Annotated in this window: 15 protein-coding genes; 10 read left to right on the top strand and 5 right to left on the bottom strand. The window is 64.6% G+C overall.

Annotated features, from left to right (window positions below):
• Positions 1-155 precede the first annotated feature (155 nt).
• A complete protein-coding gene (locus GSQ89_RS12620; RefSeq protein WP_158925610.1) occupies positions 156-938 on the top strand; it encodes a TylF/MycF/NovP-related O-methyltransferase in 783 nt (260 codons plus the stop codon).
• Between the two features lie 57 nt (positions 939-995).
• On the opposite strand, the gene GSQ89_RS12615 is transcribed toward GSQ89_RS12620, so the two are convergent.
• Genes GSQ89_RS12615 through cobA form a run of 4 tightly spaced genes read right to left on the bottom strand, consistent with a single transcriptional unit; the run spans position 996 to position 5,618 of the window.
• Complete coding sequence (locus GSQ89_RS12615; RefSeq protein ID WP_158925608.1) at positions 996-1,316, bottom strand: hypothetical protein; 321 nt, start codon at positions 1,314-1,316, stop codon at positions 996-998.
• Positions 1,317-1,319: 3 nt separating this feature from the next.
• Positions 1,320-3,020, bottom strand: coding sequence for an NADPH-dependent assimilatory sulfite reductase hemoprotein subunit (locus GSQ89_RS12610; protein WP_158925606.1), 1,701 nt, complete (start codon positions 3,018-3,020; stop codon positions 1,320-1,322).
• 11 nt (positions 3,021-3,031) lie between these two features.
• The gene (locus GSQ89_RS12605) at positions 3,032-4,777 is read right to left on the bottom strand and encodes a sulfite reductase flavoprotein subunit alpha (RefSeq protein ID WP_158925604.1); all 1,746 of its coding nucleotides are present in this window, start codon (positions 4,775-4,777) and stop codon (positions 3,032-3,034) included.
• Positions 4,778-4,787: 10 nt separating this feature from the next.
• Positions 4,788-5,618: a uroporphyrinogen-III C-methyltransferase gene (cobA, locus tag GSQ89_RS12600; protein WP_158925602.1), complete on the bottom strand. Its 831-nt coding sequence runs from the start codon at positions 5,616-5,618 to the stop codon at positions 4,788-4,790.
• A gap of 235 nt (positions 5,619-5,853) precedes the next feature.
• On the opposite strand from cobA, the gene GSQ89_RS12595 reads away from it, so the two are divergent.
• The 8 genes from GSQ89_RS12595 (at position 5,854) to GSQ89_RS12560 (ending at position 14,060) form a co-directional block, all read left to right on the top strand.
• Positions 5,854-8,136, top strand: coding sequence for an NADP-dependent malic enzyme (locus GSQ89_RS12595; RefSeq protein ID WP_158925600.1), 2,283 nt, complete (start codon positions 5,854-5,856; stop codon positions 8,134-8,136).
• Positions 8,136-8,600, top strand: a complete 465-nt coding sequence (locus GSQ89_RS12590; RefSeq protein WP_158925598.1) for a DnaJ domain-containing protein — start codon at positions 8,136-8,138, stop codon at positions 8,598-8,600. The genes GSQ89_RS12595 and GSQ89_RS12590 overlap by 1 nt, the downstream gene beginning before the upstream one ends.
• Before the next feature lie 172 nt (positions 8,601-8,772).
• The gene (galU, locus tag GSQ89_RS12585; RefSeq protein ID WP_174254857.1) at positions 8,773-9,642 is read left to right on the top strand and encodes a UTP--glucose-1-phosphate uridylyltransferase GalU; all 870 of its coding nucleotides are present in this window, start codon (positions 8,773-8,775) and stop codon (positions 9,640-9,642) included.
• A gap of 19 nt (positions 9,643-9,661) precedes the next feature.
• Positions 9,662-11,071, top strand: a complete 1,410-nt coding sequence (gene pgmG / locus GSQ89_RS12580; protein WP_158925594.1) for a phosphoglucomutase/phosphomannomutase PgmG — start codon at positions 9,662-9,664, stop codon at positions 11,069-11,071.
• Between the two features lie 244 nt (positions 11,072-11,315).
• Positions 11,316-11,480, top strand: coding sequence for a hypothetical protein (locus GSQ89_RS12575; protein ID WP_158925592.1), 165 nt, complete (start codon positions 11,316-11,318; stop codon positions 11,478-11,480).
• Positions 11,481-12,770: 1,290 nt separating this feature from the next.
• Complete coding sequence (locus GSQ89_RS12570; protein WP_158925590.1) at positions 12,771-13,172, top strand: OmpA family protein; 402 nt, start codon at positions 12,771-12,773, stop codon at positions 13,170-13,172.
• Between the two features lie 395 nt (positions 13,173-13,567).
• Positions 13,568-13,759, top strand: a complete 192-nt coding sequence (locus tag GSQ89_RS12565) for a hypothetical protein (protein ID WP_158925588.1) — start codon at positions 13,568-13,570, stop codon at positions 13,757-13,759.
• A gap of 142 nt (positions 13,760-13,901) precedes the next feature.
• Positions 13,902-14,060: a hypothetical protein gene (locus tag GSQ89_RS12560; protein WP_158925586.1), complete on the top strand. Its 159-nt coding sequence runs from the start codon at positions 13,902-13,904 to the stop codon at positions 14,058-14,060.
• Positions 14,061-14,167: 107 nt separating this feature from the next.
• On the opposite strand, the gene GSQ89_RS12555 is transcribed toward GSQ89_RS12560, so the two are convergent.
• Entirely contained in the window at positions 14,168-14,470 is a 303-nt protein-coding gene (locus GSQ89_RS12555; protein WP_158925584.1) for a hypothetical protein, read from the bottom strand.
• A 212-nt stretch (positions 14,471-14,682) separates the two neighbouring features.
• On the opposite strand from GSQ89_RS12555, the gene GSQ89_RS12550 reads away from it, so the two are divergent.
• Positions 14,683-14,862 carry a WGR domain-containing protein gene (locus GSQ89_RS12550; protein WP_158925582.1) on the top strand — a complete coding sequence of 60 codons (180 nt, stop codon included), beginning with the start codon at positions 14,683-14,685 and terminating at the stop codon, positions 14,860-14,862.

Genomic DNA, 14,862 nt, shown 5'->3' with positions numbered 1-14,862 from the left:
CTGTCGGGTTTCGAGCATGAGGCTGGAGATTGGCCCGGGACCATACCGCACGGCGCCATCGAACCGCCGGCGTCGCCTCGGCGGATTCACATCTCGTTAACCATTCCCTGCCAGTCTCGCCCGCGAACGGTCTGCGGACCCCAGCGAGGCTCAAAATGAACCTGCCGATCCTGACCCCGCCCGATGCGGGCACCTTGCAGAACTTTTTCTTCCCGGTGTTCTGGGGGTCCACCGACCGGGACATGGTCACCAGCCTGGCCCGGGCCGTCACCGAACGCGTCCAGCCTGGCTTCCATTTCGCCGACAACTTCCTCACCTGGGGTCGCAACAACTCCATGTTCGAGGACGCACCGTTCGTCGCCGCCTGGCGAGGCAACATCGATTCCGACTCGGATTTCGCCATCGTGTGGCGACGCTATATCCTGGCCTGTGCCGCCTATCACGCGGTGCATCTGGACGGCGATTTCGTCGAGTGCGGCTGCTATCGGGGCGTCGGCATCAAGACCGTGGTCGATTACCTGGGCGGCCCCGTGTTTCCCCGCACCTTCTGGGGCTACGACCTGTTCGACCACACGCCGGACATGGAACACCACGCCATGGCCGACCATGGCCCCGGCCTGGCCGACGAAATCCGCGCGAAGTTCGCGGCCTATCCACAGGTGAATATCGTGCTGGGCGAGATTCCCGCGGTTTTCGCCGGCCAATCCCCCGAACGGATCAGCTATCTGCACATCGACCTCAATCAGGCGACAGCCGAGATCGCCGCGCTGGATGCCTTGTTCGATCGCGTCGTGCCGTCCGGGATCATCATCCTGGACGATTACGAATGGGCGGGGGTGTATCGCCGGCAGAAGCTCAGCGAGGACCCATGGTTCGGCCAGCGCGGCTATCGCGTCATGCCGCTGCCGACCGGACAGGGCCTTGTCATAAAGCGCTGAAACGCCCGCGCGCCATCGTTTCGAATCGAAGTTGTCAGGCCGTCGCCGCCGCGGGGTTCAACCAGCCACCGCCGTCAATGCGGCCCCAGCCCAGGCCGTCAGCGTCCACAGCCCCAGCAGCACCATCTGCGCCCGCGTCGTCAGCACCGGTGCCGGCGCATCCGCGCCGATCGCTCGGCCGCCGTTCAACGTCAGCGCCGTCACCGGCAGATAGACGACAAAACTCGCCAGCGTCGCCAGCAGCAACCCGGTCACGCAGGCCCGCGCGCCAAACACGAAATAGGTTGCCAAGGCCGCCGCCACATGGGGCAATCCGGGCAGCCAGGGCTGCTCCGTGGAGAAACCAAAACCACTCGTCAGGGCACGAACAGCGCGCATTGATCAGCTCCCCACGTCTGCGGACAGATTTTCATGGAAGTCCAGGCCATTCACGGTCGGCTTCACGACCCCGGCCCGAATGACGAAGTCGCCGAACCGCTCACCTTGCGTCCGCTCCTTCGCATAGGACTCGAACAGCGGTGACAGCGCGGCGACGATGCCGTCACCATCCAGGTCACGGCGGTGCAGCTTGTTCATCCGCACGCCTTCATGGGCGCCGCCGATGTAGAGGTTGTAGATGCCGGGGGTGCGGCCAACCAAACCGATTTCCGACACATACGGACGAGCACACCCGTTAGGGCAGCCGGTCATGCGGATGGTGATTTCGTCCTCGCGCAGGCCGAAACGGTCCAGTTCGTCGTCCAGGCGGTCGATCAGGTCGGGTAAATAACGTTCGCTCTCGGCCAGGGCCAGACCGCAGGTCGGCAGCGCGACGCAGGCCATCGAGCTGCGGCGCAGTCCGCTATGCGGCCGGTCCAGGGCGTGTTCAGCCAGCAACGCCTCGATTTGGGGACGGGATGCGGCGGGAATGTCGGCCAGGATCAGGTTCTGATTGGCCGTCATCATGAAGCGGCCGATGTCCAATGCGGCGATCGCGTGCAGGCCGGCCATCATCTGGCCGCGGACGCGGCCGTTTTCGATGAAGACCGTGAAATGCGACAGTCCGTCGTCACCATGGACCCAGCCGATCCGGTCGCCGGTGGAGGTGAAGCTGTAGTCCCTCGCCGGTTCCAGCTTGACGGTCAGGCGTTCGTTGATCAGGCCGGCGAAGCGGTCCAGGCCCATGTCGTCGATGGTGTATTTGACCCGAGCGTGCTTGCGGTTGGACCGGTCGCCATAGTCGCGCTGCACGGTGACGGCTTTCTCGGCGACATCGATCACGTCTTCCGGCTTGCAGAAGCCGATCACGTCGCCAATCCGCGGGTAGGTCTCCGGTTCGCCATGGGTCATGCCCATGCCGCCGCCGACCGATACATTGTAGCCGACGATTTTTCCCTCGTTGAGGATCGCAATGAAGCCCAGGTCGTGAGCGAACACGTCGATGTCGTTGTTCGGCGGCAGGGCGATGGCGATCTTGAACTTGCGCGGCAGATAGGTGCGGCCGAGAATCGGCTCGTCCTCCACCACGCCGCCGGCGAGTTTCTCGGCACCCAGCCAGATCTCGTGCCAGGCGCGGGTCTTCGGCAGCAGATGGGCCGACAGCCTGCGCGCCAAGCCGCTGATCTCCGCATGCAATACCGGCCGCCAGGGGTCGAGGGAGGCGATGACGTTGCGGTTGACGTCGCCGCAGGCGGCGATGGTGTCGAGGCTGACCGCGTTCAGGCCCTGCATCAACGGTTGCAGGTTGCTCTTCAGGATGCCGTGGAACTGCACGGTTTCGCGGGTCGTCAGGCGGATGGAACCGTTACCGCGTTCCCGCGCCATCTTCTCCAGTTGCAGCCACTGCGCGGGCTTCAGGATGCCGCCGGGGCAGCGCATCCGCACCATGTAGATGAACGCTTTTTCCATCCGCTGCTTGCCGCGTTCGGCGCGCAGGTCGCGGTCGTCCTGCATGTAGAAGCCGTGGAATTTCGTCAGTTGCGTGTCGTCGTCGGCGAGCGCGCCGGTTTCCACGCGAGTCAGGCCCTCGGCGATCGTGCCGCGCAGGAAATTGCTGCGTTCCTTAAGGCCTTCGTTGGCCGAGAGTGGCCGGTCGGCGTCCATCGTGATGATCCTCAGTACACGTCGCGCAGGTAGCGGCCGTCGCGGCGGATGGTGTCGAGTTCCGCCTTCGCCGCCGCATCATCCTGCTGGCCCTGGTCGGCCAGGATGCGCAGCAGGGTGGCATGCACGTCTTTCGCCATGGCGTTGGCGTCGCCGCAGACGTAGAGCGCGGCGCCGTCCTTCAGCCATGCGTAGAGATCGCCTCGGGCGTCCCACAGCGCGTCCTGGACGTACCGCTTTTCCGGCTGATCGCGGGAGAAGGCGACATCCATCCGAGTCAGCAGCTTGGATTTCAGCCAATCCTGCACTTCCAGCTGGTACAGGAAGTCGTGGGTGTAGTTGCGGTGCCCGAACACCAGCCAGTTGCGGCCGGTCGCACCGGTCGCCTCGCGTTCCTGCAGGAAGCCGCGGAACGGGGCCAGGCCGGTGCCGGGGCCGACCATGATGACCGGGCGATTGTTGTCTGCCGGCAGGCGGAAATGCTGGTTCGGGCGAAGGAAGACCTTCAGCTTGTCGCCCTCGCGGTGGCGGGCGGTGATGTCGATCGACGCGACGCCGGCGCGTTCGTGGCCATGCGATGTGTAGCGCAGGCCAGCGACCAGCAGATGGGCTTCCTCGCCCACCGCCTTGCGGCTGGAGGCGATCGAGTAATAACGCGGAGGCAGGGGGCGCAGCAGCGTCGTCAGTTGTTCCGCCGTCAACGCGCCGGGCGCGGTTTCCAGCAGATCGATGATCTGCCGGCCGGTGGCCCAGTCCGCCGGCAGCGGTGCCGTGCCGGTTTCGCGGGCGAAGTCTTCCATCTGCTTGACGGTCAGCGTCGTGATGTCGAGCCGGTCGATCAGCGCGTCTCGCAGCTTGGCGTCAGTGGTCAGCCCCGCTGCCTTCAGCACCGCATCGGCCAGGGACGGATCGTTGGACGGGACGACGCCCAGCGAGTCGCCGGGTTCGTACTGAATGGCGGAGCCCTCCAGCGACACGGCGACATGATGGGTGTCGGAGGTCGACCGGCTGCCTGTGAGGCGGATGGATTCGGTGATTTCCGCCTCGAACGGACGTGCGCGGGTCGGCGCGTCGGCACCGGGCCGAGCGAAATCGACGTGGATGACGGAGGCACCGACCTCCTTCACCCCGACCTCGGCGTTCAGCCGTTCCAGCGTGGAGTCGATCCAGCCGGTCGCGGGGGTTTCGTAGTCGAGGTCGCAGTCGATCCGGTCGGTGATGCGGGCGCCGCCGAGGGCTGCCAGCCGTTCGTCGATCTTGCGGCCGATCTCGCAGTACTGGGCGTAGGCTCGGTCGCCCAGCGCCAGGACGGCGAAGCGGGTTTTCTCAAAGCGCGGGGCATCGTCGGCCAGCAGGGCTTCGTAGAAGTCGACGGCGCGCTGCGGTGGGTCGCCCTCACCCCAGGTGGAAGCGATGACGACCAGGTTTTCCGTGGCGGCGGCCTGGGCCGGGGTGAAATCCGCCATATCAACGACTTTTGGGGCAAAACCGAGCTTGGTGGCGGCTTTGCGGACCTGGGCGGCGAGGGCTTCGGCGTTGCCGGATTCGGTGCCGAACAAGATGGTCAGCGGCGCCCGTTTGGCCGGCGGCGCCGCGGGGGATACCGCATGCGGATCGTTGGCGGCCTGCAAACCCGCCAGATAGCCCGACAGCCAGGCACGCTGTTCCGCCGTGGTCACCGAGATCACGCGGTTCAGCGCTGCGATCTGTTCCTCATGGAACGGGGCGGTGCTGGGCAGCAAGGGGGCGGTCTGCATAGCGATTCCTTCAGCCATTCACCCGGAGGCGCTGGTCGGTGCCTCCGGTCTGGACAGTCATGGGTTCGGTCTGTTGCCAGTCCGCCAGCAGCGGGCGCAGCGCGATGGTGGGGCCGACCAGGATCAGCGTCGCCGCCCCGGCCGGAATGCCGGCAACGTCCGTCCGGACACCGGCCAGCGTAGAAATCCGCACATCCTGATCAGGGCACGTCGCATTGCTGATCAGCGCAACCGGTTCATCGGCCGACCGGCCGGCCTCGATCAGCCGGTCGGCGATCTGGCCGATCCGCCGTTGCGCCATATAAAACACCAGCACTTCGGACCCGCGGGACAGCCCCGCCCAGTCCACGTCCGCCAGTTCGCCGCTGGAATCGTGCCCGGTGGCGAACGCCACGCTGCGAGCCAGCCGCCGGTGCGTCAGCGGGATGCTCGCCGCCGCCGTGCCGCCAATCCCGGCACTGATCCCGGGGACGATGCGGAACGCGATGCCGGCGGCGGCCAACGCCAGGGCCTCCTCGCCGCCACGGCCGAACACCAGCGGATCGCCGCCCTTCAGCCGGACCACCCGCAGCCCCTGACGGGCAAGCTGGATCAGCCGGTTGTTAATGCGCGGCTGCTGGGTGCGAACCCCGCCCGCACGCTTGCCGGCCATTTCGAGCCGGGCTTGCGGCGCCAGCGACAGGATGGCATCGGACACCAGCGCGTCATGCACAACCACATCCGCCCGCCCCAGCGCGTAAGCCGCGTGCAACGTCAGCAGCCCGGGGTCGCCAGGACCGGCGCCCACCAGCCACACGGAGCCTGGATCGAAACGAGGGCCAACGAGACCGGGAAAATCCATCGGAACGCAATGCCTTGGGACGCGCGAAAGGCGCAAACGAAGGGCATTAAGGAGGATATTTTTCCACAAACTACAAGGGGATCAGGCCAATTTAGATAATGTTTCCAAATCCATTGTTGGATGTGGGGTGACATTCTCCAGCCGGCCCCCGGAGGGAAAAATCCAACCTCATGTTGCCAGCGCCTCATCCGCCCACCATGGTGCGCCTCTTCAATCCGACGACCCCGAGGCAACGATGGACGACGATTTCCGCAAAGCCGCGCTCGACTACCACCGGCTTCCCCGGCCAGGGAAACTCGCCATCGAGCCGACCAAGCGCATGGCGACACAGCGCGACCTGGCCCTTGCCTACTCCCCCGGCGTCGCCGCCGCGTGTGAGGCGATCAAGGCCGAACCGAACGCGGCCTACGATTACACCGTGCGCGGCAACCTCGTGGCCGTGATCACCAACGGCACTGCCGTCCTTGGCCTGGGCAATATCGGCCCGCTCGCCAGCAAGCCGGTGATGGAAGGCAAAGCCGTCCTGTTCAAGAAATTCGCCGGTATAGACGTGTTCGACATCGAGGTCGATGCCGCCGATCCGGCCAAATTCTGCGACGTCGTGGCCGCCTTGGAACCCACCTTCGGCGCGATCAACCTGGAAGACATCAAGGCACCCGAATGCTTCGCGATCGAGGCTGAACTCCGCGCTCGCATGCGGATTCCGGTGTTCCACGACGACCAGCACGGCACCGCCATCACCGTCGCCGCCGCCGTCCGCAACGGCCTGCTGCTTCAGGGCAAGGATCTGCCGGACGTCAAGCTGGTCACCTCGGGTGCCGGCGCAGCGGCTTTGGCCTGCGTCGACCTGCTGGTGTCCATGGGGCTGCGACCGGAAAACGTCACGCTGACCGACATCAAGGGCGTCGTCACCCGGGACCGCCCCGGCATGCTGCCGAACATGGCCCGCTACGCCCGCGACACCAATGCCACCAGTTTGCAGGACGCCCTGCCCGGCTGCGACATCTTCATGGGCCTGTCCGCCCCGCGCGTGCTGAAACCCGAGTGGCTGCCGCTGCTGGCCGACAAACCGCTGATCCTGGCCTTGGCGAACCCCGACCCGGAAATCGATCCCGATCTGGTCACCGCCGCCCGCCCGGACGCGATCATCGCCACCGGCCGCAGCGACTATGCCAACCAGGTCAACAATGTCCTGTGCTTCCCGTTCATCTTCCGCGGAGCGCTCGACGTCTGGGCCACCACGATCAATGAGGCGATGAAGATCGCGGCCGTGGAAGCCATCGCCAAGCTCGCCCGGGTCGAGGCCAGTGAGGTCGTCGCCGCGGCCTACGGCGGCGCTGCCCCGGTATTCGGTCCCGACTACATCATCCCGAAACCCTTCGATCCCCGCCTGATCCTGGAGATCGCCCCTGCCGTGGCCCGCGCCGCCATCGAAAGCGGCGTCGCCCGGCGGCCGATCACCGACTTCGTCGCCTACCAGCGCGAACTCGAACGCTTCGTCTTCCGCTCCGGCTTCCTGATGCGCCCGGTGTTCGCGGCGGCGTCCCATGATCCCAAGCGCGTGGTGTTCGCGGAAGGTGAGGATGAACGCATCCTGCGTGCCGCACAGACCCTGGTCGACGACGGCATCGCCCTTCCCATTCTGCTCGGGCGCCGCGACGTGATCAGGGCCAAGGTCAAGGACATGGGCCTGCGGCTCAATCTTGGGCAAGCCGTCCAGATCCTCGATCCGTCCATCGACCACGACGTCTTCGAAAAGCTGATTCCCGAGTACCAGCGCCTGTCCGGCCGCCGCGGCACCCCGCCGGAGCCCGCCGCGCGGCGGATAACGACCCGGGCGTCGGTGGCGGCGGCGATGCTGCTGCACGATGGGCAGGCGGACGCGGCAATCTGTGGGGGCACCGGCGGCTGGTGGCGGCAGATCCAGTATATCCTGCCGATCATCCCGCGGCGCCCGGACGTCAACCGGGTCTATGCGCTGTCGTGCCTTATCATTCCCAGCGGCGTGCTGTTCATGTGCGACACCTACATGGTCACCGATCCGACAGCGGAGCAGATCACCGAGATGACCCTGCTGGCGGCGGAAGCGGTCCGAGGCTTCGGATTGCACCCCAAGGCGGCGCTGGTTTCGCACTCCAGCTTCGGCGCCAGCGACAGTGTCTCCGCGCGCAAGATGCGGCAGGCCCTGGTGATGATCCGCGCCCGCGCGCCCGGCCTGGAAATCGATGGTGAAATGCACGCCGACGCCGCACTGGTGCAGGCGATCCGCGACAAGGCGGTGCCCGACAGCCAACTGACCGGCAGCGCCAACCTGCTGATCATGCCGACCCTGGACGCCGCCAATATCTCTTTCAACGTCCTGAAAGCCGCCGCCGACGGGTTGCCGGTCGGGCCGATCCTGCTGGGCATGTCCAAGCCGATCCACGTCGTGGTGCCCAGCGTGACGGCGCGCGGCATCGTGAATCTCAGCGCCCTGGCGGTCGTGGAGGCGCAAGAGCAAGCCGACGCGCCGGCCTGATGATACTGTGGCTTCTCCTCGGCGGCGTCGTGCTGTTCGTGCTGCTGGGCGGCATGCGCGCGTTCGAGCGGGCGTCGGTCACCTCCATCAAGTCGCTGTTTGCCTGGATCGCGGCGTTGGGCGGGCTGAGTCTCGCGCTGATGCTGATCCTGACCGGACGCGGCGGCATAGCGTTGGGGGCGCTGACCCTGTTCGGCCCGCTGGTTTATCAGCGCTGGCAGGCCGCCCGGGGACGCCACATCGGCGGCGGGTTCGGCCCCGGCCCCCGTCCGGCCCCTCCTCCCCGCTCCGGCGCCATGTCGCGCGCCGAAGCCTTTGAGGTGCTCGGTTTGCCGCCAAATGCATCTCAGGCAGACATCAAAGAGGCACACCGGCGCCTGATGCGCGGCGCCCATCCTGATGCCGGCGGCTCCGACTGGCTCGCCGCACGAATCAATCAGGCGCGCGACATTCTGCTTGGGTAATGCGTTGCATGGACATATCTATCGCACGCCGGGCCATACGACCGGATCGAGGGAACCGTCGCCGCTTCGTGTTGCCGCTCGCGCCTGTGTGTGACGTCGGATTTGCCGCGATCCGCCATACTTCCGCCCACCCCGCGTGATGCGTTTGATACAGTCAAATCGGAGTCGATGCGTGATCAAAAAACTGCGCAAAGCCGTGCTTCCCGTCGCCGGCCTGGGCACCCGCTTCCTGCCCGCCACCAAGGCGACGGCCAAGGAGATGCTGCCCGTCGTCGACAAGCCGCTGATCCAATACGCGGTGGAGGAGGCCCGCGCCGCCGGAATCGAGCAGTTCTGCCTGGTCACCGGTCGCGGCAAAACCGCGCTGGTCGAGCATTTCGACGTCGCCTTCGAACTGGAAGCCACTCTGCGCGAGCGTGGCAAGGATGAAGCCCTGGCGTCGCTGGCGGGCGCGGTTACCGAACCCGGGTCGCTCATCACGGTCCGCCAGCAGGTGCCACATGGCCTCGGCCACGCCATCTGGTGCGCCCGAGCCTTCATCGGCGACGACCCGTTCGCCATCCTGTTGCCGGACGATCTGGTCCTCGCCGACAAACCCTGCCTGCAGCAACTCGCAGAGGCGTATTACCAGACCGGCGGCAACATCGTCGCGGTCACTGAGGTGCCCCCCGAACAGACCAACCGCTACGGCATCCTGAAAATCGGCCAGGACGACGGCAGCCTTGTCGAGGTGCTCGGTCTCGTGGAAAAGCCTGCCCCTAAGGACGCCCCATCCAACCTGTCGATCATTGGCCGCTATGTGCTGATGCCGGAGGTGATCAAATATCTCGCCCTGATGGAGCGCGGCGCCGGCAACGAGATACAGTTGACCGACGGCATGGCCCGGCTGATCGGCGAGCAGCCTTTTCACGGTCTGCGTTACGAAGGCCGTCGCTTTGACTGCGGCGACAAGATAGGATTTCTGGAAGCCCAGATCGCGTTCGCCCTGAAGCGGCCGGATATGGCCGAAGCGGTGCGAACCTTCCTGAAGAATTACGTCTGACCGAAGAGTGACCTGACCGATGGCGTTCTCCCACCATTTCGATCCGACCGTCCTGCGCGAATACGACATCCGCGGCATCGTCGGCCGTACGTTGCATCCCGCCGACGCCTTCGCCATCGGACGGGTCTTCGGCTCGATGATCGCCACAGGCGGTGGGACGCGGGTCGCGGTCGGCTATGATGGACGGCTGACCAGCCCCGAACTGGAGCAGGCGCTGGTCGATGGCCTGCGCGCCAGCGGCATGCAGGTGCTGCGCATCGGCCGTGGACCGACACCCATGCTGTACTACGCCGCGACCAAGCTGGAGACAGATGGCGCCATCATGGTCACCGGCTCCCACAATCCGCCCGATTACAACGGCTTCAAGATGATGTGGGGGCGGAAACCGTTCTTCGGCGAGCAGATTCTCCAGATCGGCAAGCTGGCTGAATCCGGCGGCGTCGTGCCCGAGGCCGCCGGCGGCGAACAGGCGGTGGCGATCGCCGACGACTACGTCGCCAGGCTGTTGGCCGATTGGGACGGCGGCGACCGCATGCTGAATGTGGTCTGGGACAACGGCAACGGCGCCGCGGGCGATGTGCTGGACAAGCTGGTCGCCTCGCTGCCGGGTGAACATCTGGTGTTGAACGGCCCCATCGACGGCCGCTTTCCGGCCCACCATCCCGACCCGACCGTTCCCGCCAACCTGGTGGAACTGATCGCCGAGGTGCGCGCCCGCAAGGCCGATATCGGCATCGCCTTCGATGGCGACGCCGATCGCATCGGCCTGGTGGACGACACCGGCGAAATCATGTTCGGCGACCAGTTGATGGTCCTGCTGTCCCGCGACGTTCTGAAAGAGCGCCCGGGTGCGACGATCATCGCCGACGTCAAAGCCAGCCAGGTGCTGTTCGATGAGATCGCCAAGGCCGGCGGCACCCCGCTGATGTGGAAGACCGGGCACTCGCTGATCAAGTCGAAGATGGCGGAAACCGGCAGCCCGCTCGCCGGTGAGATGTCCGGCCATATCTTCTTCGCAGACCGCTGGTACGGCTTCGACGATGCGCTGTATGCCGCCGTCCGCACCCTGGGCATCGTCGCCCGGATGAAGGGCAAATTATCGGATGTGCGCAAGGCATTGCCGCATGTGATCAACACCCCGGAAGTCCGCTTCGACTGCGACGACGCCCGGAAGTTCGTGGTGATCCAGGAGGTCATCGCAAGGCTGGAAGCCCAGGGCGCCAAGGTATCGCGGACCGATGGCGTCCGCGTTCAAACGCCGGACGGCTGGTGGCTGTTGCGCGCCTCCAACACCCAGGCCGTGCTGGTCGCCCGCTGCGAGGCCACCACCGATGCGGGACTGGATCGGCTGAAGGCCGCACTGGTGAAGCAGCTTTCGGCATCCGGACTGGCGGAGCCTGATTTTTCCGGCAGCCACGCGGGACATTGAAGCGTTTCGCGACAATCCGGTGGATGTCGGCAGCGCCGCTATCGCGATGTTCCCGGTTCCCCGGCCACAACGGACGTGATTGCTGCCACCGGTACCTCGCTGACACTGGGCCCAAAATGGCGATGGTCTTCCCATTTGGTGCATAAGTATATTGCTGCGGCACAGAATTATCTTTCCAGCCGAGCAGCTTATTTAGGCTTCATCGAAGCCGGACACCTCGCCCGACCAAAGATGGAGAATTCCGATGAAAAACCTGTTCCTCGCCGCCCTGGCCGCTCTGAGCCTCAGCGCCGCTGTTGCCCCGTTGGCCAGCGCCCAGTCTCTGGGCCGCAACTGGACGGTTCAGCATTCCGGCCCGTACGACAACACCGCCAACAGCCTGAACCGCAACGTCATCGGCGGCCAATAATCTCGTTGCCGAACGTTGATCGTAGGCAAGGGCCGGGGTCATTCCCGGCCTTTTTGCTGTCCCACGCGGCAAGCGGCGGCTCTGGTGATTGCCGCAGCCGGTTCCGCTAACCGACCACCGCCGTGCCGATCGCCTTCAAGGCGATTGTCCACCATTCCAATCACGGATCGCAGTGCTGCGTGAAATCTCACCCCGTTCGAGGCGGCCGGTTACCGGTGTTCATCTTCAAGAGCCAACTGGCGATCTCAGGGGTCACTAGGCCGATACGGTAGCTCCCCGGCCCCAAAACCGCCTCCATCAACTCTTCCTCGAAGTGCACGATAGGCGTCGGAACGGGGCGCGGCATGCGCTTCACCGCCTTGGGTTCGACGACGGCATTTCCCTGTATCTTAAATGGGGCAACCCGATCTGCGTCCGACGGTCGTTAATCCGATCCAGGGGATATCTGCCCCCCCTTTAGGCTGACCTTATTTTCCTGCGCCCATTCAAGGGCGCACTCCATGCTGATCGGCACATGGGAATCGCACGCTTTCTCGTCGGCGAGTCTGGCTCCAACGACACTGAAGGAGCCGTCTTTAGTCAGAAGATCTGCTGACATTATGGCCTCCTTTATGATGCGCCCACCACGGACGCCTGAGGAGGCTGGGGAACAAGTGACAGAGTCGCGGCATATCCTGGATTACGACCGCGCGCTCGACGCCAGATTTCCTGGGGATAAGTATTGGGATCGATATCGGTAGCGCGCGACTGTTTAGGTGCGGGCGCAATGTAGACAACCACGGCTTTCCCGAGACCGACCATGGAACACAAAGATTAAAATGTGCGACGCTCGCTCTGGTTCCCTGGACATCCCACTGCAAAATCCCTCCAGATGCCCGTAGGGTTAGCTTATTCGGCGTGGCTGACGTCGATCGTCTTTTGCGCCGCGCTCGCTCGTCGCTGCCGGTCGCGGCCGGTCGTGGCCGCGTCATTTTGACCGGTCGACATCGTACACGACGTGCGTATCTGATCCGGCGGCTGCTCTCGAGATTCGGGCCATGGAAGGGGAACGCCGGCAATTTCCATACGTGACACGCAACGGGTGGGATATGCCTCCAAATGGGGCCTAGGTTAGCTCCCGAACGTGCGGTCTCCACCTGGACGGGCGCGCCTGCGGTGGTCGTGGCGCGGCAGTTCGGGATATCCGGCTACCGTGCATTCATCTGTCCCGGTCTCAAGGCAGCCTAGACACAGAAACATTACTGGGTTACGTCCAGGAAGTAATACGTTGCGGGGGCAATCAAAAATTCTATGAAGAAGATAATGTTTCTCAGCATGTTGGCTGGACTCGGTGGATGTGCCGACGTGCCACAAATCACGGCGCCGGCCACTCCGGTTTTCTTTCAGCCCTTTTCCGCGGCGCTTGACGAACCAGCGCTGAGCACCATTGCCTCCGCTGCCAAGACCGCTGATGCTCAGCCAAACGCTTCGGTGATAGTGGTTGGAGCGGCCGACAGCGTGGGTAGCGAACTGGCAAACAAATATCTGTCTCAGACGCGTGCCCAGGTGGTGGCCGACCAACTGGTGGCCGACGGTGTGGCGGAGAGCCGCCTGCGCATCCATGGCCGGGGCATAATTCAGCCCACGGATGGGGCAACTGGCACGCCTGTTCAAGCGGCTCGCCGGGTGCTGATCGAGATCGGCGGGGAGTAACAGCCCTCACGGCATCCGGATAACCAATCGGGCAGGTAACGGCAAAAAAACGCCCCTTGCAGGGGGCGGGATCAGTTTTTGTTGGTGTTAAGCCACGGGATGCTGCGCGTCGGTTGGTTGCGGGTCTATTCATCAATCTGGCCAATCGTTTGGCCGCTCCGGCAAGCGGCGACCTTGGCGTGATGGCTGGTGACGTCAAAACGGCAGCAGGATTTGGTTGCGCAAGGGGACGGCGTCCGGATCAAAATCTGTCCGCGAGGACGTCAGCCCGCGGGATCGGCATCCGCGACGGTCAGACGATCAGGCGCACTGGAGGGCGACGAAGAGTCGTGCAAGCAGTCTGATGATTGGGCTAGGTCGTTAACATCCCTGATCAGCCAGTAGGAGCCGAGGACATGAGCGACAAGCTAACGGATGCGCCCCTCACGCACCCCGAGGAGATGAAAGGCACCGTCGAGTTTAAGCTGGGTAACCTCGCCGCCATAACCGCGACGGGACGGACGACACCGGCCGGGTTGATTGGTGCGGCTGTGTTGGTATCCGCTGTGCTGATCCCGCTCGCGATGATGATTCGACGCCGGCGCTGATGGACCTTCAATTCGTCTCAGCAGACGGGATACGGTTGCAAAGGCCTTAGCGGGTGAGTGTGTACAAACCCGGAGGGTGCCCAACCAGACAGAGGTGTAGACGCGCGTAGCCCGGCTCGGCGCCATGGACGTTCAGACCGCGGTGGCGTTCCTGCTGATCGCCGCAATCGGCTATTCCGCATGGCTCACATCGATCGTCTTTTGCGCTGCGAACGGGCGCTGGCCGCTCTTGGTCGCGGCCGCATCATTTTTCCCGGTCGGTATTGTCCGCGGTGTGGGTCTCTGGCTCGGCGGATGGTGACACCGAACGGCGGCGGAGTGGTCGCGGAAAAGATGGGAGCGGGTGCCTGTCCGCACCAAGGTGGATGCGTATGCGTCGCTGGCGTAGGCTTCACGCACCTCCGGTCATTACCTGTCCAGGAATGCCCGTTCAGAAGATGATTCGGTTATTGGCTGCTCTGCCTCCCGTCGAGCCATTGCATCCAGAATGACACCGACTTCCGCCACCTCGGGGGTCCGGTTGAATGTTTTCTTGAACCAGTTCGAGACGGCCTCCTCACCAATCGGATAGCTGAGCGGCAGCAGCTCGTTTACCTTGCGATGAGATGCATTCATTTCCGCGTGCTCGGACGTCGGCCGCCAAGTTGGGTGAGGATCGACCGCGGGCGTTTGCTCCCAGCCGTCAGCTTGGGTGGAACTCGTCTCTGCCATGGTGCGCTCCTTCCGTGTGCCTATGGAAAGAGCGCGGGAGAGGCTGCCAGGTTGCGGCATCCAGAGTCATTGATGCGCGAACCTCTACCGATCCGGCGGCTGGTGTTCCTTCCGGCCGACAGGCCTGATGATCGGGCGTTCGACGTTGGGCCGTTCCGGACAAAGCGCGCAGCCATGGAGGCCGCCGGCGCCGAGCGGAGCGGGGTTGCGCCATGCTGACAATCCACCGACTGGACACCAGCCAGAACAGGGCCCGGTTCTACACTGTCAGCCTGCAGGCCGACCTGCTGGACGGCTGGAGCGTGGTTCGGGAATGGGGACGGATCGGCCGGCCAGGCCGGTGTAGCGCGACAATCTGGGTGAGAAAATGCGTCAATCAGGATGAGAATTGA

The sequence above is a fragment of the Acidisphaera sp. S103 genome (assembly GCF_009765975.1).
GTDB lineage: Bacteria > Pseudomonadota > Alphaproteobacteria > Acetobacterales > Acetobacteraceae > Rhodopila.
Note: the sequence above shows the minus strand (reverse complement) of the source record. Positions and strands in the feature narration are given on the sequence as shown.

Bases quoted from the DNA above. Each gene is read 5' to 3' on its own strand.
- GSQ89_RS12620 (WP_158925610.1), top strand. From the start codon at position 156: ATGAACCTGCCGATCCTGACCCCGCCCGATGCGGGCACCTTGCAGAAC.
- GSQ89_RS12615 (WP_158925608.1), bottom strand. From the start codon at position 1,316: ATGCGCGCTGTTCGTGCCCTGACGAGTGGTTTTGGTTTCTCCACGGAG.
- GSQ89_RS12610 (WP_158925606.1), bottom strand. From the start codon at position 3,020: ATGGACGCCGACCGGCCACTCTCGGCCAACGAAGGCCTTAAGGAACGC.
- GSQ89_RS12605 (WP_158925604.1), bottom strand. From the start codon at position 4,777: ATGCAGACCGCCCCCTTGCTGCCCAGCACCGCCCCGTTCCATGAGGAA.
- cobA (WP_158925602.1), bottom strand. From the start codon at position 5,618: ATGGATTTTCCCGGTCTCGTTGGCCCTCGTTTCGATCCAGGCTCCGTG.
- GSQ89_RS12595 (WP_158925600.1), top strand. From the start codon at position 5,854: ATGGACGACGATTTCCGCAAAGCCGCGCTCGACTACCACCGGCTTCCC.
- GSQ89_RS12590 (WP_158925598.1), top strand. From the start codon at position 8,136: ATGATACTGTGGCTTCTCCTCGGCGGCGTCGTGCTGTTCGTGCTGCTG.
- pgmG (WP_158925594.1), top strand. From the start codon at position 9,662: ATGGCGTTCTCCCACCATTTCGATCCGACCGTCCTGCGCGAATACGAC.
- GSQ89_RS12575 (WP_158925592.1), top strand. From the start codon at position 11,316: ATGAAAAACCTGTTCCTCGCCGCCCTGGCCGCTCTGAGCCTCAGCGCC.
- GSQ89_RS12570 (WP_158925590.1), top strand. From the start codon at position 12,771: ATGAAGAAGATAATGTTTCTCAGCATGTTGGCTGGACTCGGTGGATGT.
- GSQ89_RS12565 (WP_158925588.1), top strand. From the start codon at position 13,568: ATGAGCGACAAGCTAACGGATGCGCCCCTCACGCACCCCGAGGAGATG.
- GSQ89_RS12555 (WP_158925584.1), bottom strand. From the start codon at position 14,470: ATGGCAGAGACGAGTTCCACCCAAGCTGACGGCTGGGAGCAAACGCCC.
- GSQ89_RS12550 (WP_158925582.1), top strand. From the start codon at position 14,683: ATGCTGACAATCCACCGACTGGACACCAGCCAGAACAGGGCCCGGTTC.